This is a genomic window from Patescibacteria group bacterium (assembly GCA_041675205.1).
In the GTDB taxonomy this organism is placed as follows: Bacteria; Patescibacteriota; Patescibacteriia; order GWA2-46-9; family GWA2-46-9; genus JBAYUF01.
In genome coordinates, this window is sequence record JBAYUF010000010.1 from 1 (window position 1) to 20,991 (window position 20,991).

A 20,991-nucleotide genomic window follows, 5' to 3' on the forward strand; every position below is an offset into this window, starting at 1 on the left:
AACGCCGCAATGATGGTGATATTAAATCCAGACAGCGCCACCAGGTGCACGGTACCAGTTGTAAGAAGTGCTTCACGCAAAATTTCAGGCAAACGAGTTGACCCACCAAGCAGTAGGCCGCGAACGAAACCCGCCACTGGCTCTGGAAATGCTTCATCAATACGCTCAGCGACGCCGTCACGAGCTGCTGGTAAAATGCCACGCCAACCAATCGACTCGTGACGAACTATGTCTACGTCAGGGAATAAACAAACCGGCGCCACTGGCCGACGCCCCTTCATTTCGTCTGTAAACGTACAACGCAATTCAAGCACGTCTCCGGCCCGAATTACAGGAAAAGGTTCTGCAACCACTGTTAGCATTGCTGACTGACGTATACCGTCAACCGAAAAAGTCTGTATGGAAAAACGAACGGAGCGACGTTGTGCCTGCGGTGGTTGGTAAACGATGCCGCTCACAATATGCACTATCCCGTCAGCAAATGGTAAAAGTGGGTCTGCCATCTGCCGAGCAACAGAAGACCGAACAAAACCAAAAGAAAAGGCCGCAGCGACCGCAAAGAAGAGTGCCCAGCGCGGCCATTTGTACAGCGCACAAACAAAACCAATCACACTACTCCAAGCGATAACGTAGCTGATGAAACTAAAACCAATCACCCACAGACCTAACATCGCTCCAAAAAGCATTGCTACACAAACGAGAAAAAACGCCTTCGACGGCGTTGGTGTGGCCACGGAAAAACGAGCTACAATGGTTTTGATTTTTTCTCGAGTACCCACTGCAAGTAGTGTTCGGAAAACTTATCAAGGTCGCCATTCAAGACACCAGCCGTGTCAGCTGTTTCGTACCCAGTACGATGATCCTTCACCAGCTGATACGGCTGCAAGACATAGGAACGAATTTGGCTTCCCCACTCGGCTGACTGATAAGCGCCGCGCAGTGTCTCGCGCTCTGCGTCTTGCGCAATAACAGCCAAGCGGTAGAGCTTGGCTTGCAGAATTTTCATTGCTGTTTCTCGATTCTGTAACTGTGACCGCTCGTTCTGGCAGCTTACGGTTATACCGGTCGGAATATGAACGATGCGCACGGCAGAATACGTGGTGTTCACTGATTGACCGCCGTGGCCAGATGCTAAGAACGTATCAATGCGCAAATCTTTGGCATCAATCGGCTGTTCTTCAACAGCTTCCAATTCTGGAACGACTTCCACGAGGGCGAACGAGGTATGACGCATTTTCTCGGCATCAAACGGGGAAATACGAACCAACCGATGAACACCATGCTCGCCACGCATATACCCATATGCCCAGCGACCCTGTACTTGCAGCGTCACGGTCTTAATACCCGTCACTTCGCCACGAGTTTCGTCCACTATGCGGACGGCGAATGCATGTTGCTCGCACCAACGCACGTACATCCGAAGGAGCATCTCCGCCCAATCTTGAGCTTCAGTGCCCCCAGAGCCGGCATGAATTGATACGATTACATTTCGCTCGTCGTGTGTTCCTCGAAACAGCGTGGCAAACTCTAGCGTACTAAATATACCAAGAATCCTTTCGTACTCTTTCTGAACTACTTCACTCATAGCGGCATCTTCACTTGACGCCAACTCTGCCGCATCCGCAGCGTCAGCCAGGAGCGCATCCCACGTGGATAGTTCAGCACGAATACTACCAGCTCGCTCGGCAAGTTTTCGAGCGCCATCGCGGTCGTCCCAAAAACCCGGCTCGCTCATGCGAGCCTCAATAGTTAGAAGTTCTTCCTGTCGGATGGCGTGGTCAAAGTAACCTCCGCGTATTCACAATCTTCTCGTGAAGGGCACGGAGGTCTTTTGTTAATTCGTACATATTACTTGCGTTCAATGAGTACAACGGTCAATTCCTGCTCCTTACCTTGCTGCAATACGGTCAACGGTACACTACTCCCTACCTGATAGCTAGCGATGAGCTGCGACAAAGGATTATCGGAAGTAATTTTTTGATTGTTAATGCTCAAGATAATATCGTTTTCTTTAATACCCGCCTTGTCCGCTGGACTGCCTGGCGTCACTGCCACTTCAGAAGCTACATTACCACGAACAACGAGCGCCCCGTACGTCACTGGTAGCTGTTCATCTTCAGCGAGCTCTGGCGTAATTAGGACGTAACGAACGCCAAGAAATGGACGAACTATCTTGCCATTCCTCTTGACCCCATCCACTACCTGACGGACATCATTCGCCGGAATAGCAAAACCGATATTCTGCCCCTGTGAAGCAACGGCGGTGTTCACCCCAATGACCTCACCTTTAAGATTAATGAGTGGACCGCCGGAATTTCCGGCATTAATAGCCGCATCTGTTTGCAACACATTGAATAACTGCTCCGGTCCAGTTGGCGCGCCATCAGCGGTAATAGAACGAGCCAGGCCAGAAATGACACCGACTGACACCGTATTCCGAAATTCACCGAGCGCATTACCAATGGCAACAACTGTTTGTCCGAGCTCTAACGAACTCGAGTCACCAAATGCAGCAACGGGGAAATCCTTCCCCTCAACCTTAATAATAGCCAGATCATTAACTGAATCTCGCGCCACCACGACGGCCGGTAGTTCTTTACCGTCATTCATCAGCACACTGTACTCCGCTGCTTCGTCACTAACGACATGTCGATTCGTTAAAATAAGCCCATCAGCAGTTACAAAGAAACCAGTGCCACCGCCGACCTGCTGTTTTTCTGTTTCTACTGGTTCTGAAGAATTTGGCACGCCAAAAAATTGTCGAAATAAATCATCACTCCCTAACGGATTTTGAAATGGAGAAGTTCCGTTCGACATTTTCGGCACATCTTTTTTAATGACGATACTAACCACCGCTGGACGCACGCGGCGAACAGCCGCCACAACGGTTTCAGAACCTGCATCGGTAGAACTATTCTCGACGGCTTTCAGGTCTAAACCATTTTCTTTGCCGCTTCTATTCTGTGCCAGTTGACCCAAAGGGTCAGCAAGGAGTGTCGCGGTAACAGCTCCAAAGAAACCTCCGCTTATGGCACCAACAAAAAAACTCGTTACCAGAACGGAGGCAAACATCGGCCTCTGGGGAAAAAACTTTCGAATTCGATTCATTATCTGTTTCATATACGAGAAAGATAATAAATAATTAACTACTTAAGAAATATATATTGCAGCCACTCGATTAGCGTGCACGGGTACGCCTTCAGCCCGCAGGAGGGCTGCTTTTTTTGACACTCCCAAAATATAACCACCAAGGCGACCATCGCTCATCACAACTCGATGACACGGCAAACCGCTGAGACCAACGCGACCCATTGGCGCCGGATTACGGCTAAGCAAAGTACCAACCGCCCTTGCCGCCTGAGGAGAACCGGCACTCCGAGCAACGGCGCCATACGTCATTACCTTACCCGCCGGTATCGCATGAACTACCCTATATACGTGCTCACGAAATGTCACTTTCCCAACCATACTTACTTAATGATACCAAATTGTCGTGCTTGATCGAGCAGTTGCTCTATGTCAACTTTACTCTTTGAAGGCGTCGGTACGGCCGGCAGCTGCTCAAGATTGTTCATCAGCTGCTGATACTGTTCGATGTAAGGACCAATGAGTGGGGGCAAATAAAAAGCGGCGAATAGTAGTGGACCGACGATAAGTGCGAATGAAATAAGCGTCAGCACCGTACGCGTGGCCATATAACGGCGAGTGCGCTTCATCATAACGTGCACCTCACGCGTCAAGCGTAGGTTTTCTTCGAGTAGCGCTTTTATGTCTGGCTCCATACTACTACACTCCTTAAATTAATTTCTTACGTTTCTTCAATTTTGATTTCTGCTTTGCAGCGCGAACCTTTCGTCGACTTGACGGTTCGAGTCGAGCAATTGCCGCATGAAACGCCGCCGCATCTTTAAACCCCTGATAGACAGAAGCATATCGAATAAAGGCAACTTCATCGACTCGCTTCAAGCGTCGCATGACAATTTCACCTACTTCAGTAGACGACACCTCAGTTTTTCTTAAGAGTTGAATATCCTGCTCAATAATTTGCGTCAATCGCTCTACGTCATCGCGACTAATTGGCCGTTTTTCAAATGACTTCATCAGACCGGCCACTAGCTTCTCGCGCGTGTACGGTTCGCGCCCACCATCTCTTTTTAAAACAGCCAGATCAAGAATTTGCACTTCTTCAACAGTTGAAAATCGAAAATCACACTTCGTACACTCACGCCGTCGCCGAATAGCAATGCTATTCGTGGACAACCGCGAATCAATTACTTTCGTGTCTTTCTTACCGCACGCCGGACAGCGCATGACCGCGCTAGTTCATTTTACGACGAATAAACGCTGGAATATCCAAATCTTCGTCGTTCGCCAGTGGTGATGGTTTTGCAACTGGTGCTTCAACTGCCGGCTTTGCAACTTTTTTCTTGAAAACTTCTCGCTCTTCTTTTTCTTCTTCATCATCATCTTCGTCTTGCGACTCGATGAATCGAGTTGGTGTGTAGGCAGGTGTCTGGCGAGTTGGTTCCGCTTCCCTCGCAACCGGCAGCTTTCGGGCGCTGGCAAAACCGGTGGCGATAACCGTGACCCGAATCTCCCCCTTCATTGCTTCATTAATCACCGTACCCCAAATAACGCGAGCATTTTCGTCGGCTGATGTCGTTACAATCTTCGCCGCTTCGCTTACTTCATGCATTGTTAAGTCCGGTCCGGCCGTGATGACAAGCAGAATGCCTCGGGCGCCATCGATAGACGTTTCAAGAAGTGGGCTGGTTATGGCAGCTTTCGCAGCGGTAATTGCTCTGTTTTCGCCCGTGCCCGTGCCAATACCCATGAGCGCCGTGCCGGCGTTATGCATAATTGATTTCACGTCGGCAAAGTCGACGTTAACGAGACCAGGCATAGTAATTAAATCTGAAATGCCCTCTACGCCTTGGCGCAACACTTCGTCCGCTGCCTTGAAAGAATCGAGTAGTGTTGTTTTCTTGTCGACGATTTGTAAAATTCTATCGTTTGGAATAACAATCATGGCGTCCACTTTTTCAGCCAAGTCGTCGTACGCCTGCTCCGCTATCGTGCGACGCTGTGAACCTTCAAATGAAAACGGTTTTGTTACTACCGCAATGGTGAGCGCTCCTAAGTCTCGGGCAATGGAGGCCACCACCGGCGAGGCACCACTACCAGTACCGCCGCCTAACCCACACGTTACAAAAATCATGTCTGAGCCCTTCAGCAAATCACGAATTTCATTCTGCGCTTCTTCAGCCGCTTTCCGACCAAGTTCCGGATTCATGCCTGCACCCAACCCTCGAGTTACCGTCTTGCCAATATGCAACTTCGTCGGTGCTTTTGTATAATGCAACGCTTGTACATCCGTATTCATCACAATAAAATCTACACCACGAATTTTTGCTTCGACCATGCGATTAACGGCCGAGGAACCACTGCCGCCGACACCGATGACCTTAATCTTCGCTATAGTTTGTATCTCTGGCTTCACTTCCATTGTCGTTGCTATGGTTGTCTAAGGGAGGAGTGACGAAAACCAAGACTTCACCTGGCTAGCTATCTTACCAGCGGAGACACCAGGGAGGAGACCACTAAACCGACCGCTACTTTGACTACGCGTTTCTTCTTCGCCCCAGAGAACTAGACCCAAGGCCGAGGCGTAACTTAAGTCAGATACCGCATCAACGGCGCTCATGAAACTGGCACGTGGTTCGCCAAGCGTTACCGGAAGTCGCAGGCGACGTTTTGCAAGCTCAACAAGACCTGTCACTTTAGCGCCACCACCAACGAGCACCACGCCTGCCGGCAGCATACCCGAACGATCGATTTTCTTCAAGATTCCATCAACCTTCTCGAGAATCTCATCCATTCGTGCTTCGATAATTTCAGCTACGTACTTCCGTGAAGCAGTTTCACCCTCGTCTCCACCAAATTCAGACAAATCAATATCCTCACGACGGTTGACTGTTTCGGTGTCAGCGGTGCCATAGTTAAGTTTCACCTGGTCAGCTATATCGAGCGACGTACGAAGACCAATGGCTATGTCGGCCGTCACGTGTTCTGAACCAATGGGAATGACTTCGGCGGCCAACAAATCCCCTTCTTCAAAGATAGCCACACTTGTTGTTGCCCCACCGATGTTGAGCACCGCCACGCCAAGCTCTTTCTGCCGCTCGGTGGCGTGACTTTCGGCGGCGGCTAACACAGACAGTATGACACCCGAAACATGGAAGCCTGAGCGATACACAACACGCATCACATTCTTTAACTGCGCAGACAAACCTTGAATAATAGTCGTCTCGACTTCAAGTCGCACCCCACTCATACCCATTGGGTCTTTAATGCCACCCTGATTATCAATCGTAAAACTTTTTGGAATGACGTGCAGAATTTCGTAGTTCGGTGGTGTGGCAACTGCCCGCGCTGCCTCAATCGCTCGCTCGGTATCGCTCTCTTCAATCTCGCCGTTCGCCTTACCAACCGCCACCACACCACGACTGGTACTGGTTATAATATGCGGCCCAGAAATACCAACCCATACGCTCTCGATCGGGAGACCAGTGATGCGTTCTGTTTTTTCTTTCAGCGCACTAAGGCAGGATGTCGCATCATCAAGGCTCGTCACAATGCCGCGGTTCACCCCTTCGGCGGGCACCGAAACGGCAGCAATAATGTTAAAACCACCGTCCCCGACCCGTTGACCAACAACGAGACGAACGGCGGTAGAGCCAATATCAAGTCCGGCGATGAGTTCTGTTTGTGCCATATAATCGTTCAAAAAGTATACAACCTTCGGACTCGTTATGCCACACCTACCGGCCCTTATTCAGGCTACAGGTAAGGCCAAAAGAGAACGATGCCAACCGCGGCTGCGCCAATTGACGCCACGAGCACTGATGCCGCAAGAATATCTTTGAGCATCGCAGCATAGGCGTGCACCTTCGGGCTTATAAGATCTATCAATTTCTCAAAAAATGTATTCAGTAGCTCAAGCACAAGCACCAGGGTAACAAGGAGCATTAAAACAACAAAGCGCAATGCGCTCATGCCAAGAAAAAAGGCAAACGTAAAAACAAATAGACTAATAAAAACTTGAAAGCGAAAATTTTGTTCACTACGCCACGTATACCGCAGGCCAAGCAATGCATACCGAAAACTTTTTACAAATCGTCGTAATCGAATCATAGCCGTGGATACCCTTGCATGGTTATTAAGCCTGTCGCACCAAGTATGCGCTCCTCCATCATTTGCATACGAACAAGGTCTTTGTTTTTTTCGTGGTCAAACCCAAAGAGGTGCAAAAGACCATGCACAAAAAGCATATCGAGTTCTCGCGCTATTGCCACACCATGTCGACGTGCCTGACGACGAGCACTTGGTACGCACACCACGACTTCACCATAATCAAAACTGAGTACGTCCGCACTATGTTGTTTACCGGCGTAGGTCGCACTTAACCGTTTCATGCGTGTCTCTCCAACAAAGGCTAATGACAATTGGTCACGCCACTGTTTTGATGGCGTCATGCCGATATGGCTGAGCGCAGTCTCAAGAAGTAACTGATAGTGGTGAGGAGAACGAGCACCAGTAACTGCCGCATAGACATCGAGCTCCATTACCGTGTCGCCAAGGCCGTCATAGTATTAACCATGAACAAATGGGTTGAACGATAGGAAACCGCTGCCTTTCCCGTTGTAGTTAACGAGACGATGATGATCGTATCTTGGGCAGCGTTACTTAAGTACACAGTAGAACCGTCTGGGGACAACACCCCAGGGTTATTTCCATACCGCCCTACACTAACGTCTGAAGCTTGCGTACCGGCAAGATTTGCATACCAATCTTGCACGGTCGCTCTCGTCGGGTTTGGTTGGAGTAGTACAGCCACCCCTTCCCCATTTGCCGCCACAAATTTCACCGCGCCGCCTTCGGCCGCAGCGGTCCACGTGGATGGATACAGTATTTGAAATTTGCCCGCTGGATCAACGTACGTACTAAAAATACTAGCGGTTTGCAGAGCCCCCACACCACGTGGGTTATGGTTCGTCAAAATTTCAGACCGATCTGGGTAGCCGTCCCCATCAGTGTCTGGCTTACCGGCATCCGTACCCCACAGCGCCTCTTCGTCTTCGGTCAAGCCGTCGCCGTCAGTGTCTGTGGTTGGCGGCAAAATAACTGACAATGTTGACGGGGCTACTATGGGCGACGTTGGCGGTAACGGCACAATTTCTTCTGTCGGTAATATCGTTGGAATAGTGTCCGTTGGCAATTCCACAGGGGCGGCCTCTGGCTCAGGTGACGGAAGCTGTTGATTCACGCTCGATAATAACCAGTAGGTTACACCAACGAGTGCGACAATCAGCACAACGACCACGGTCCACACTTTTGGTGCACTCCAAAATCGACGGTTGACCACGGTTACGTAAAATTTTTCTGGCATGACCTGATACTTCGCACCAGCAATCGGGACGGCTGGTTCAATGGGTGCGACAACTGTCGGCTGCTTTTTTTTTAGAAATGAAACACGCATATCAAGTTGCCGCGACTAACAAGCCAGATTGACGCAAACTATTACTGTGGAACGTTAAACAATCTTCCTTCGCCTTTTGGGTTAAAGCCGTTCCGCACTTCGTCAGCGTCGCTGAAGGTGTCACTGTCTGTATCGACACTCAGTGGATTCGTACCGTAGATGCGAACTTCTTCACCATCAAACAACCCGTCGCCGTCTGTGTCTGGGTTATTAACGTCAGTACCGGCCGTTTCTTCATTTTCGACAGAAAGACTATCGGCATCACTGTCATCATTAAAATCCTTCGGATTGGCTCCCTGCGGTTTTAAGTCTGACGTAGCATTAACAACCCCTGGGCCAGCCTCTTCTACTACTTCAGGGGTGGCTGGCTGCCGGAGCGCAAAAAACCAATACCCGGCAACAGCGATTGCACTCACAACGAGGATGGCACCAACGACCACGGCAATTCGCTTCCAGCGACCTGAATTATTTTGGAGATATTCCTCTGGAATCCCTGGTGTAGCAGCATACGTCGATGCCGATGCTTGCCGCGATGAAGCTCCCTTTGCTGGGTCTACAGTTGCCAATACGTCTTCCGGTTCAGCGCCAGGAAGATTCATTGGCGCCGCCGAAGCACGCGGCTTCACTGACGAATCAGTGCCTTGTTGGTTATCTTGCTCTTCAAACATAGTGTTGTTCGTAAGTATAGCTAAAGTTCGACAACTGCTCAACAAATTTTACTGCGGTCCAGTGAGAACGTTCACGGTTGCACCACGTAAAGCCGCCCCTTGCCCATCGGTCACCGAAGCCGCGGTAACGTAAAGTCGGTCTTCCGAAAGATAGTTCACAGATACATTGCGGTAATCCGCCGTTGTTGCTATGACCGTTTTCGGGCTTGTCCAACCAGCCGTTACCCATTCTGGGTCACTAGTGCTTTTTGCCGATCGAACATAACGAACGATTGCCGAAGCCGGAGTACCATTTTGTGTTCGCTCGGCGTACACAACGTATAAATAACCAGAACGAGCATCTAACCCCAAGGCCAAATCATGAATGCCGAAGCCGCCGAGTGAAATGTATGGCAGTGAAGTCACAAATGATGTTGTTCCGAATTGCCGCCGACGGATAGTAATGGTATCGGCGTTATCAATGAGATTTTGGTCATCTTTCCAAGCAATATAGGTGTCCCCGAGCGGATTATCGCTTCTCAGTGATGCCTTATTATCTATAACGTTAGTCAACACACTCAACGCCCCTTCGTAGCCAGTCATGATTACATTTGAAGCTATAGTCATGTTCGGTGTCCATGCCGACCCGTTCCAGAATGATGCCACTACGGTGCTCGAAAGCGGACTATGCTGAACGAGCACATCAGAAACAGCTGGCGAGAGGCCCAGTGAATCACCCGCCACAAGTGGAACAAGCTGCGTAGACACGTCGTCATTATTGGCGTACGGGTGTGTTAGGCGAGTACACGCTGCTGAATTATTGAGCACACATTGATCAACATAGCTCAATAGGTTTTTAGCAAAAGTGAAAAATCCATTGCCGGCGACTCGACGTATTACGGAAATTTGTTCCGCGTCAGTTACATTGGATGCGCTGGTACTGGTTCCCTTTCGGAAGGTCAGAGAAGGACTGTTGGTGCTCGCCGCACTCATTGTAAAGTAGTTAATCTGATCTTTTTGGTAGGGAGTTGCGGAAGGGACGCCACTCAACGTCGTTGCCAAGTGAATGACATCGTCGGTCGCCGGCGCCTTAGGAACGCCTGGTGTCCATTTGTCGTACCAGACAGCCACATGGCGACACTGAGCTGTAATATCAAGTGCTGATGCCAGTGTAAAGGTGCTACTCGTTGGCGCAGAACCTTTCACATACCGACAGGTACCGTTCGCTCCCTGGCCAGTGTAAAACGCGTAGGTGATGTCATTGGAACGAATGCCATCACGGTCGTTCGTAACGACCACCCGGGGGCTCGCTTCATTATGGCGTCCTTGCTCTGGACTAACGTTACCATTCGCAGGGGTACCACCTGCCAAAAATTGCTCGGTTTGGCTCCAATCAATCCACACCTCCACCGGTGCGCTTGGAGTGCTGCCGGCATCGTTTATGGCGGACAACGTATAGACAGCGCTTCCAGACTTCACTGTTCCGCTGCCCGTTGGCCAGCGACCGCCGCTCACCGTAATGTCGCCGGGGTTCAATTTGATAACTGTCGCCCCTTCCCCGCCGCTCCAGGTAAAGTAGAAACTCTGATTTGGCGAGCAGGGGGCCGCAGATGTACAGGCAGGATGTACAGTAAGTATTGGCTGTAATGGTTTACTAAGAAAATTGGCAAAGACGGTTCTATTGGCCGACATACTTACCGTGCAATTTAGTGGGTCAGTGCCGGCGCAAGCACCTGACCAACTTTGAAATTTTACGTTTGCGCCGTCTATCGCGTTCAAGCTCACACTCGTGCCGTCGGTGTAGCTCTCAACAAAGCCGGTTTCAGGACTACCCACAACAGGGCTATCAGTAGACGAAGGTTTGTTCCCACCGCTTACTGGGTTCACCGTCTGCACTGCTACTGTCCCCTCGCCGGTCGGGGCGTTCGTTGTCGCATTGCGTTTTTCAAGCGTCAGTACAAAAGCCTTTACAAAATTTGCGGTGACAGTCATCGAACTATCTGCTGTTAGTGTACAGGGCGACGTTGTTCCCGATGGACAACCCGTCCACCCGGTAAAGCGAGAATCGCTGTCGGCTGTCGCGGTAAGGGTTACCGAGTCGCCGCTGTTTGGATAGTACGTGCAATTTGCGTCACACTGCGACGACGCAAAAGCAACGGAACCGCTACCCGTTCCGGTAAAATTCAACGTTATGGTTGGTCGCACAATGACGGTGACCGTGTCGCTCGCTGTACTCTCTGCAGTTGTACCAAATTTTCCTCTAACCGTAATGGTGTACGTCGTTGTACTCGGTGACGCTAACGCCGGGGTAATAGTTAACTGCCCAGTAGCACTTGCTGGGTTATAACTACCCGGGCTCGGCGTAAAACCGGTAATGGAGCCAAATTCTTCGTCACCCCCCCAAGTTAGTCTGACTGAGTCATCACCATCCACGGTCAGTGATGTATCTTCGACTGACGAACCTGATGTGTCAGCCCACAATATAATTACTGGCGTTCTATGAACGGTAACCGTAACCGTGGCAGTTCGAGAACTTACCGCACCAGTTGCAGTAAACGTAAAGACGATGTCTCGAGTGGTAGCTGAGGTTACTGTAAAGGTTTTTGAGCCGGCATTAACTGATGCTGGCGCCACAGGGCTAACGCCCCCATCGATTGCCGCCGTGTTCGCATTCGTCGTTATCCAATCAAACGTAATAGTATCGCCTGTTCCAACTTCTGCCGTTGGCCCAAATGATGAGCCCGGTCCTTGCACACGGAAACTTGTGATACTCGGAGGATTAACAACATTTACCGTAACTTCTGCCGACGTTGGACCGCCATCCGAAGTTGCTATTAACTTATACGTCTTTGGACCAATGCTAGTTGGAGTGAAGGTTTTGGAAGTTGAACCAACAACCGGAGCTGGGGTACTGTCGACACCATCAACCTGTAGCCCAAGAGATGTTGGCGTAGTGCCAGAAATGCTCCAGGTTAATGTCACTGGCTTATTTACCTCAACCGTTGAGGCCGACGCGGTAAATGAATCAATCACTGGCGGCGGCGGATTTGCCACAGTAATATCTACCGTTGCCTCAGCCGTACCACCTGGCCCATTCGCCACGAGTTTATACTTTTTCGGCCCGGCTTTGGTTGGTGTATCTATTCTACTTGTATCATTCACCGCTGGCTCTGGTACGAGGGCGGTCTCATCAGCACCATCAATGCTATACAATTTGAAAGATGTTGGGCCACCGGAAACGCTCCAGCTCAACGTGGTCGACTGGCCTAAGACAATACTCGAAGGGTTCGCGGAGAATGAGTCAATAGCGGTGGCGGCATTTACTGAGATGGCTAAATCTCTACTCGCAGTACCACCAGGGCTCGTAACCGTCAGCGTTAGTGTATTCATTCCAGACACGGCCGTTCCGGTGTACTCACCGCTCACCGTTACATCAGTATTTATACTGCCGTCGTTTGAAGTAAGACGGGCGACCTCTGCACTAGTGCTGGTCCACCGAACGGTGAACGGATCGCCACTGACGTATGTACTCGGCCCGCTACCAAAATCGAACGAGCTTACTGTAGGCGGATTTGCATCTAACTTCGGAGTGACCGTTAAACTATCGTTTAGCGGTATCGAAACGCACGAAGCGCCACTCTCACTCCCTAGTGGGCAGCTCCCTTCCCAACCGATAAATTCAGTCGCTGGATCAACAGCAAGTTGCACACTGAGGCTTTCCCCTTTTTCAAATTCATAATCACAACCGGTTACTACTGATGCACACGTCCACGTTCCACCACCCGCGCTGGTGATGGTAGCTCGAGCATCGCCCAGACTGTCAGCCGTTGCCCTAATACTAAAGGTTGCTTCACTGCGAATACTAGTGGATACCGCCCGGAAACCGTCAATAGTAAGCGTGCAATCAGAACCAAGCGACCTACCACGACAGGCACCATCCCATGCACCGGCCGAATACGTTGCATCAGTGACGATTCGAATAACAATGGTGTCTCCTTTTTCATAAACAAAATCGTGCGCCACAGAAGCACCAAGCGGCTTTACGAGTGAATCAACGATGCTGTTGTCTTTTAAAATATGTACCCTCCCTGCCCCATTTCCACCAATGGAGAGCCGAAACGCAGCAAAATCAGGAGATGGTGGAATTATGGTTTCGTCACCAATGACCGTGCCAGTGGGTGGCTCAGGCAGCCGATCTTTTACGGACTGGCTGGTCACTAAGCAAAGCCGCGAACCAGCCGTGGTCTGCCCCAGAATGCCAGGCGTGGGAGCATACTCACGTTCAAAGAACGTACAGCTCGCATAGTTTTCCCCTCGAGCAATACAGGTTTGTTCTGCTAAACAATGCGCATCCGTGAGACAGGCTGTTCCCGTATCTATCGAGCAGTGCCCGTATGCGCTGTAGGTATACACCTGGCTGGCTGGTTTATCGCCGTCTGGCCACGGAACGTCTGGCGGCGGCTCGACGTGTGTAATCTTGCCGCTGTTCCCGTCGACTGTGCTGTAATGGGATGCGTAGGTCTTAGAAATTTCATCCCAACAGGTTTTTACATTGTGCGTTGAAGCGAATGACTGGCTAGAAGCTTCACACTCGGCCAAACGATTGAAAGGATCAGCTGGTAACTGCTGACCGAGGGCGTTTCCGAGTGTTGCGACCCACGACGGCCAAACACTGATCGTCGTACCTGGTACATAGCTACCGGCGGCAAGTGGCGGGAAATTTGTTGTGGCGCCGTCAGGACGTTTGCAATTAGCTCGCACCGCATTCGTGACGCTACTCACATCCGTCGCGTCAACATCGTCATCACCGTCGTAATCTGCCCCACTGCAGTATGCTGGCATTATGGCACCCCCACTCCTGTACCACTGCGTAAGCGTGACGTCCGGGCCGCTGAGTAATCCGTCACAGTTAGCATCCCCCGGCGCACCCGGGGTTACGGCGGTGCATGAGACACCATACTGATAGCCAGCCAACGCATCGCTGACGGTCATAATATCTGCCAGGCGCTTGGTGTCACGAGCAATAGCAGGTTTATCTGCGTTGCAGCTATACCCAACGCCACACTCCGTATCACGCAAACACACTTTTGGTTGCGCCACACACTGCCCTGTTCCCGTGCAGGAGCCTCCACCCGTACACTGGTCGTTATTTACGCAGGTCACGCCAGCATTCGTACCACCAACACAGACTTTGCCGCATTCAGCATTTTGACTGCACCGCTTCGCAGCATTGTTGCTGCAAAGGCTAATTGTCGATAACTCTCCGGTGTCTATCTTGCTGCAACTTCCGACACTCAAATGATTTATGGTCAGAACCAAATTCTGCACCAATTGATTGAAAACATTAACGGTCGAGGCCTTAGCGTTTTGGTTGTAAGAGAAGATGTAGATATTCGTGTACAACACATCCTTGCCAGCACTTTGTACCGCATTCCCGCCAGCGACGTAGACCGTACGACCATCTCGAACGGCCGGATATCCATCAACAAGGAGGTCTTGGGGACTGCCTTCTTTAAATGCCTGCTCTGTGTACCACTGCGTGGGTGAAAGGTGGCGATCATTACGCACGACACGAATACCAATCGCATCTGCCGAACTTGGATCTTTCAGTATCCACTCATTTAAAATATTAAGTGGATTCTGTCCCGATGGCTTACCAATAGACAGTGGGTCGAAATCTGGTAACAAATCTTTCCCCGTATCGCGACAGTATGTTGTATAAAAATTTGTCTTGTCATCCCCGGGGCCGTCTTGCAATGCCCCGCTAGCAGCCGTCCATGGTGCCTTACAAAGCTGCACAACAATTGGAACAACTTGCGAACCGCTTGCTTGCGGCAATCCAGCAAAAGAAGCGGCTACTTTCGCCTGCGCAAACCCATTTTTTTGGTTCTCTAATGTCAGTGTTTGTGTCTGACCACTCCCCGGTTGTATATCGGCAAACAACGAGCTTGGATCATCCGTTGTCCATCCATACGTTGCGCTCAAGGGTTGTCCAACAGCATCTCTGGCAGTAGCAATATATGTGTGTTGATTGCTGGCCGTGACTTCATCCTGGTCTTCATCTACCTCGCCGTGATCAGTTAAACGGCAGGCCAGTTTTCCAGTTTCTTTTTTACAACTACAGTTGTCCCCAAAACAATTAAAAACATCATACGGCATGGACGGCGTCCGCGGCCGGGCTTGCAACATATCGCGAGAGAGCTCTGGAAGAACCTCAATGTCCACACCGGCCACAGCGCAAATTGTATTACCAACAGCGGGACGGGCTGAGATACTGCCATCTCCGGCAATGCTCGCAAAACTTTGAACAACTTCACCGGCCATGGCGATACCCGCAAGATTTTTCGCTCCCCCGAGTGGCCGAGCATCAGTTTCTCCATAGACCGAAATGCGATACGTAAGTTTTGGCTCCAATAATTGCGAAACAGACAGAATGGCCGTGCTCTTTATCGGTTGCCCCGTTCCTCCAAGTATGGGAACAACTGCGGTTGATGTGCCACCCACCGAACACCAGGTGCCCGAAGCTTGAGCGCCAACGGCGGTTATGAGTACCGCCCGTACCTTCGACCATAATCTGCGAACGGGTCCTTGCTCAAGGTACGCAAGACTCTTACTCATATCACAATCCGTCGTGTCACCAACAACGTCCAACCATTGCAAACCAACATTGGCACGAACACTCGCCGTGTCCATCAGCTGACTGAATGTGGTGGTAAAAGCGGCGTTCCGACACAACTTATTTTCGTCTGCTCCCGGCGTTGTATTTATAGAACCTATAATAGACTCGACATACGGCCGCACACCACAGCAGCCGCCGGCATTCACCGCAAATGTACAGAGGGCATCATTGGCTGCACCATTTGCGTCAGCGCAAGATACTTGTGGGTCGTTACTACATCGCTTTGTGCCGGAATCGCACATACCGCTCGGCTGGCCACCACCGCAAAGATTGAGCGGCGTACCATCAACTTGGCTGTTGCACTGTGCGTTAGTGCTGCACGCCCGTGAAGCTTCGTTCGAACACGTATGGTGCACGAGTTCAATTGCGTCTATCTCGGTACCCGCCGGTATTTCAATGACGAGATAGAATACATTATCCGTTGTGCCAGCTGGCACCGTGGCCACACCCACTGCTTGTGCCCACGTTGAGCCCAAATCCACTCCCGCTTCACCAGCAAAGGTGAATGTCGTTAAACGATTCAGCTCATTGGTAGCATCATCGTACGTTGCCAACCACGCACGAACCTCCTTATCTCCTTCTGAGTGCCGCGCCTGCAAGCGAACGGTGAAGGCTGTTCCGGCAATGGGTTTTGACGAAACCATTTCACGAGCCAAACCTTCCGCAAATGGGCAAGCGGCACTGTCACAATCTTTCTGACGGTAATAGTTTTTTCCGGCCGCCGCGTCTCCCGCAACAAGGAAGTCAGCGGAATATGGATGCTCCAGGTCGCCCCACCGCAGTATGTTTCCGTTCGCCGGCGCGGCTTCAAAGCTACCATTCGTCGCTAGATTTTCACCAAGCGGCGCACATCGGCCAGGTTGCTCGAAACCACACTGCAAAGTAAATTCACCTTCTCCAGTTTTACCTTCCGCAATAGCAGAGACAGTGGTCGAACAAGCAAATGGAGTAACACTACAACTTGGTGCTTGCCCAATCGCCGTCGTAATCTGTGCGGGGTCAATTCTGTCAGCTGGTGGCAAATCATCAGCAGCGCTCACCACGCCCACCGCGGCATCAGTTGAGCTCCAGTCATACCCGTACGCAGTAGCCACAAGACGTTGCCCCGCCGGCCGACAGGCATCTGGTGAACCAAATGGCTGAGCAAAATACGGAACCGTAGCACCGATAGTGTTCACTGTTGTTTCCTTCGGCGAAACATCGACTTGGGCAACCGCGCACTCACTATCTTTAGTCGTGAATAGCCAGGCATAGGTGCCGTCAGAACTATTCGCCACAAGCGATTTACCCTCGGTGCTCTTAATGCCCGTTGTTAAAACAACACGATAGGTTGTATTTTTTTCTAATAGTGCCGATGCTGCCAAGCTAAAAGTGAGTTGCGGTATAGTTTCTGTGTCAGTAGTCGCTGGATCATCCCAAACGGAGAGATTGGGGACGCTGATACTTGCACGAGTCGTACACGTCTCCGTTGTCTGACCGCTACATTTATATAATTGCACGCTGGCGCTCGGACTAGTAACGTCATGGGTAATGCTTGTTGGATCAATGGCCCGGGTGAACAACACACCAACGCTCGCATTGATGCACGCTTCGCTACACGATGGGAAATGCTCTAAAACTTCTGGCGCGGCAAATAAAACTTTTAATTTACACATTTGCACCTTAGCGGCTGGCTCACTGACGGGCCGAGGGAAAATACTTGTGCTTCCCTCTGCAATTGCGGTTGCTCTGTTTGTGCAGTAATGCAACGTTGCATCAATAGAAGCAACCGTACTAGCAAAAGATGACCAGTCGAGTATCCCAGGAGCCGGAGGAGTTGAACAGGCTAAGATATTACAATTGGCAGCTTCTAGTCCGGCGAGTAAATCTTTTGTCTCAAACTTTGCCTTCAGTGAACCATTCACCGGCTGACAAGAAACGGCCGCCACAACACACGGGCCACTGCTTGTTCTGAATTGCCACGTATACGGTGCTTGCATCGGAACATTGGCGTCGCTCGTAACGGCAGTCGTTATAGTTGCGCGGTACCACGTATTCGCCTTCAAACCTCCCGGGGCAACGGTAAAACCGCCGAGCTCACGTCCATCTGCTGCCGTATAAGTAAAAGCGACTGGTAAACCAAGCGCGACTGTGCCAACAGGAGCGGCACAGGCCTGTGAATCTCCACATTCATCCAGAGATGCCGCAGCGGATACGAGAGACGCGGGATTCAAAGGTGTTGTGAATCGAACTGAAACTTGCGCATTCGTGCAGGCATCATTGCTGTCCTTCCATGGACTTGGACTCTGTGTGCCTGTGCCATTACCTTGGGCGAAACAGGCATTCTCTTCAACAACCCTTGGCGCTGGGTTACCAGTTGTGAAACGCCAACGATAGGATGAGAGCACCGTTCGTGGTGGCACCGGACAGGTATCACTGGACGGTATACAACTACCATCACCGCAGCACTGCGAACCTTCGCCACATTCATTACCAACCTCCAAACACGACTGCACACTAAATTGCAAAGGATTACTGGCCGCCACACGGGTAACCCGAATTGGTCCAGTTACGGCGTTGTCCGGTACGGTTGCGGCAATTGAATTGTTTACCCACCGAGATACGGACGACTCTACCCCTGCCGTCACTGGATTAACTACCGTCTGATTACCATCATAAAATCGTACCTGACCAGTTACGCTATCAACCTCCTGCGCGCCACCGAAATTGTCACCATACAACTGCACAGAAACAGACTCCGGGCCATTGTCAGGCAGGCTACAGTACAAACCGGGCGTTGGTGCGGATGTATTTACAGTAAAAATAACGTCTTTGTTGCTCTCTACTGCATCTCGTCGAACAACATAAAGAATTTGCTCGGCCACGGTTACACCGGCCGGCACCTTAAGAACGATTTGGCTGTTTTTCCAATACGCACTCGGACCACACGCTTCTGGAAAGTCGCTCCATGAAACTTCAACGCCCGCGCCGCCCGTCTTTGGGGCGAAATATACTTTACCAATTTCACTACCAAAATTTGCACCCGTTACTGTTACTATCTGACCAACCGGTCCAGCGGCTGGGGTAATCGCCGTAACTCGAGGTGCGGCGACACAAGACTGTGCAGTAAAATTAACGGGGTTCGATTGTTCTTCATTATCATGCTCCACTCGAACGCCTATGGTGGACGGTGCAATGTTTGCGATTGTCGCGAGAATTTGCGCCGGTGCCCACGCTTGAACGGCGGCAGCAATTGAGCCAAAGAGAACACGGCCGGTTGTCAGCCCAAACCCTTCACCAGAGAACGCTGCCGACGGCAAAACGGGCACATTCACGCAACCGGACGACGGCGTAATGGCGCAAAGTCCGGGACGAACCGTGGCGTTAACATCAAAATTAGGAATTACTGGTCCCGCACCTTCGTTCGTTCTATCTTCCAGCCCTAAATTTGTGACAAGCGCGAGCGGACCATCAACGGCGCTGGCTGGTACGGCAACGATTACCTGATTTGTTTGCCAGGCATCAGCCGGCGCACATGATGCTGGCGCCACTGCCACAGCGTCGTCTGTACCTATGCCGCTGTCTCTTGGATCGCCGTCACCATCGACATCAATCCCGAGAAAAATAACCTGACCAGCAGACGAACCAAACCCGCTACCGGCAAGCGTAATGAAACTACCTGGCGCGCCGTCGTTCGGAGACACCGCGGTAATAACCGGATTGGCTGCGCACGTACAGCCATTGGGATCACATACACTACTCGCGGAACACGCAAATTCATCCACCGTGCAGATTGGTGCCGCCGGATCCTCAGCACATGACTCACCCGCGCAAGCACCGCAACCACCGCCGCAGTCAGCCGCTGTTTCGTCGCCACTTAGCTCACCATCAAAACAATGTGCAGCGCGAATTCGAACCGTCTTTGTCACCGTCGTTTCATGATCTGCCCAATCGGTTGCTTTGACTTCCAGTGTGTGGTCGCTATTTACCGCATAGCCGTAGGTGCTCCAACTCACTGTTCCGACGTAGGGTGTGTATGGCGCTCCCGTTGGGCCAACAATGCCGATGAGTGTTGGTGTTGCCTGAAGGTCAGAGAAAGAGAGATCACTCACCGCCACATCATCCACGGCTCGGGCGATGAAGGGATTATTTGATTCCGCCGGCGCAAACTTGCCTGCTGGTTGACGAATGGAAACCGTTGGCGGCAGCAAATCAATTTTGTCCCCTACCCCAATTATGGCCGTACACGGATTACTTGGGTATGAACAGTCGAGGCTCCGATCGCTAACGCTCGTTACCACGTCTTCACTAACGGCGACTGTATACTCGGTGTCTTTAGCAAAACAACGCAAATCTTCGTTGGGTGGTTCACAAAACGCAGATGGCGTAAATACTGCTTGCCGACTATTTGTATCGCCGACAGTTGTCGTGTTCAGTACGCCGGGAATAATGGCCGACGGATCAGCAGTTGGATAAATGCGCACACTGTCTGTCGCTGCGCCATAGGTCAGTGTCGATGCAGTAACTGCCTCATTGAAACCAATTTTTATAACTACGTTCCTCGCCGCACCGACAGCACCATTCGGTGGACTGTATGAGCTCACTACAAAGGCCCGTGCTCGGACCGTACAACTTGGATTCGGGACACACGTCCCATACGTGTACGTCCCGTTCCCATCAGTATCATCACACGTTCGCTGCCCGTCACACCCCGCCGCTGTACAGGCTATTGGCGGGTCCCCCGCACTACAAGTAACCGTACCGCCAGCCTCCCCAAGAAATCTACTGATGATAAAGGATACGGCCGCGTATGCGGACAGGATGATAACGAGCCCAATTAAGGCATTTACTAAAACAAGGCGCGCCTGACGAACTTTATCGTCGTCTCCAGCCGCCGTCATCCATAAATACCCGGCGTATATAATGAGGAGTACCGCAATGATGCCGAGAAACCCGAGGAGTACTCGAATGACTCTGGCAATAACGATGCGCGGGTCGCCACCACCTAATCCTAGATTGGCACCAAACTCAGTTAGGCCAAGGTCTAGTCCTTGCGCAAATGTTGGTAGCGCGACGAGCGCACCAAACGTCACTGCTGCTACAGTAACCCACAGTGTCCGTGACCCAACGCGTAGCAGGCGCACCAT

At 51.1% G+C, this 20,991-nt stretch carries 13 protein-coding genes; all 13 read right to left on the reverse strand.

What is annotated here, in order from left to right:
* The coding region (locus WC052_05355) for a ComEC/Rec2 family competence protein (protein ID MFA7287060.1) at positions 1–779 on the reverse strand (779 nt) is incomplete at its 3' end.
* Positions 746–1,798, reverse strand: a complete 1,053-nt coding sequence (gene prfB, locus WC052_05360) for a peptide chain release factor 2 (GenBank protein ID MFA7287061.1) — start codon at positions 1,796–1,798, stop codon at positions 746–748. The genes prfB and WC052_05355, both read right to left, overlap by 34 nt.
* Before the next feature lie 50 nt (positions 1,799–1,848).
* On the reverse strand, positions 1,849–3,120 hold the full coding sequence (locus tag WC052_05365; GenBank protein MFA7287062.1) for a trypsin-like peptidase domain-containing protein: 1,272 nt from the start codon (positions 3,118–3,120) through the stop codon (positions 1,849–1,851).
* 30 nt (positions 3,121–3,150) lie between these two features.
* Positions 3,151–3,468: an MGMT family protein gene (locus tag WC052_05370; GenBank protein MFA7287063.1), complete on the reverse strand. Its 318-nt coding sequence runs from the start codon at positions 3,466–3,468 to the stop codon at positions 3,151–3,153.
* A 2-nt stretch (positions 3,469–3,470) separates the two neighbouring features.
* The gene (locus WC052_05375) at positions 3,471–3,782 is read right to left on the reverse strand and encodes a hypothetical protein (GenBank protein MFA7287064.1); all 312 of its coding nucleotides are present in this window, start codon (positions 3,780–3,782) and stop codon (positions 3,471–3,473) included.
* 13 nt (positions 3,783–3,795) lie between these two features.
* Positions 3,796–4,311 carry a transcriptional regulator NrdR gene (nrdR, locus tag WC052_05380; GenBank protein MFA7287065.1) on the reverse strand — a complete coding sequence of 172 codons (516 nt, stop codon included), beginning with the start codon at positions 4,309–4,311 and terminating at the stop codon, positions 3,796–3,798.
* Between the two features lie 7 nt (positions 4,312–4,318).
* Entirely contained in the window at positions 4,319–5,506 is a 1,188-nt protein-coding gene (ftsZ, locus tag WC052_05385; GenBank protein ID MFA7287066.1) for a cell division protein FtsZ, read from the reverse strand.
* Between the two features lie 18 nt (positions 5,507–5,524).
* Positions 5,525–6,775 (reverse strand): cell division protein FtsA, encoded by a 1,251-nt coding sequence (gene ftsA, locus WC052_05390; GenBank protein MFA7287067.1) that lies wholly within the window; start codon positions 6,773–6,775, stop codon positions 5,525–5,527.
* 65 nt (positions 6,776–6,840) lie between these two features.
* Positions 6,841–7,194: a diacylglycerol kinase gene (locus WC052_05395; protein ID MFA7287068.1), complete on the reverse strand. Its 354-nt coding sequence runs from the start codon at positions 7,192–7,194 to the stop codon at positions 6,841–6,843.
* The gene (gene ybeY, locus WC052_05400; protein ID MFA7287069.1) at positions 7,191–7,625 is read right to left on the reverse strand and encodes an rRNA maturation RNase YbeY; all 435 of its coding nucleotides are present in this window, start codon (positions 7,623–7,625) and stop codon (positions 7,191–7,193) included. Before ybeY ends, WC052_05395 begins: the two co-directional genes overlap by 4 nt.
* Positions 7,625–8,539: a hypothetical protein gene (locus tag WC052_05405; GenBank protein ID MFA7287070.1), complete on the reverse strand. Its 915-nt coding sequence runs from the start codon at positions 8,537–8,539 to the stop codon at positions 7,625–7,627. Before WC052_05405 ends, ybeY begins: the two co-directional genes overlap by 1 nt.
* Before the next feature lie 41 nt (positions 8,540–8,580).
* Positions 8,581–9,207, reverse strand: a complete 627-nt coding sequence (locus tag WC052_05410; protein ID MFA7287071.1) for a hypothetical protein — start codon at positions 9,205–9,207, stop codon at positions 8,581–8,583.
* Positions 9,208–9,255: 48 nt separating this feature from the next.
* A complete protein-coding gene (locus tag WC052_05415; protein ID MFA7287072.1) occupies positions 9,256–20,991 on the reverse strand; it encodes an Ig-like domain-containing protein in 11,736 nt (3,911 codons plus the stop codon).

What these genes read in the sequence shown, in the direction of transcription:
- WC052_05365 (MFA7287062.1), bottom strand. Translation starts at nt 3,120, where the DNA reads ATGAAACAGATAATGAATCGAATTCGAAAGTTTTTTCCCCAGAGGCCG.
- WC052_05370 (MFA7287063.1), bottom strand. Translation starts at nt 3,468, where the DNA reads ATGGTTGGGAAAGTGACATTTCGTGAGCACGTATATAGGGTAGTTCAT.
- WC052_05375 (MFA7287064.1), bottom strand. Translation starts at nt 3,782, where the DNA reads ATGGAGCCAGACATAAAAGCGCTACTCGAAGAAAACCTACGCTTGACG.
- nrdR (MFA7287065.1), bottom strand. Translation starts at nt 4,311, where the DNA reads ATGCGCTGTCCGGCGTGCGGTAAGAAAGACACGAAAGTAATTGATTCG.
- ftsZ (MFA7287066.1), bottom strand. Translation starts at nt 5,506, where the DNA reads ATGGAAGTGAAGCCAGAGATACAAACTATAGCGAAGATTAAGGTCATC.
- ftsA (MFA7287067.1), bottom strand. Translation starts at nt 6,775, where the DNA reads ATGGCACAAACAGAACTCATCGCCGGACTTGATATTGGCTCTACCGCC.
- WC052_05395 (MFA7287068.1), bottom strand. Translation starts at nt 7,194, where the DNA reads ATGATTCGATTACGACGATTTGTAAAAAGTTTTCGGTATGCATTGCTT.
- ybeY (MFA7287069.1), bottom strand. Translation starts at nt 7,625, where the DNA reads ATGGAGCTCGATGTCTATGCGGCAGTTACTGGTGCTCGTTCTCCTCAC.
- WC052_05405 (MFA7287070.1), bottom strand. Translation starts at nt 8,539, where the DNA reads ATGCGTGTTTCATTTCTAAAAAAAAAGCAGCCGACAGTTGTCGCACCC.
- WC052_05410 (MFA7287071.1), bottom strand. Translation starts at nt 9,207, where the DNA reads ATGTTTGAAGAGCAAGATAACCAACAAGGCACTGATTCGTCAGTGAAG.
- WC052_05415 (MFA7287072.1), bottom strand. Translation starts at nt 20,991, where the DNA reads ATGGTGCGCCTGCTACGCGTTGGGTCACGGACACTGTGGGTTACTGTA.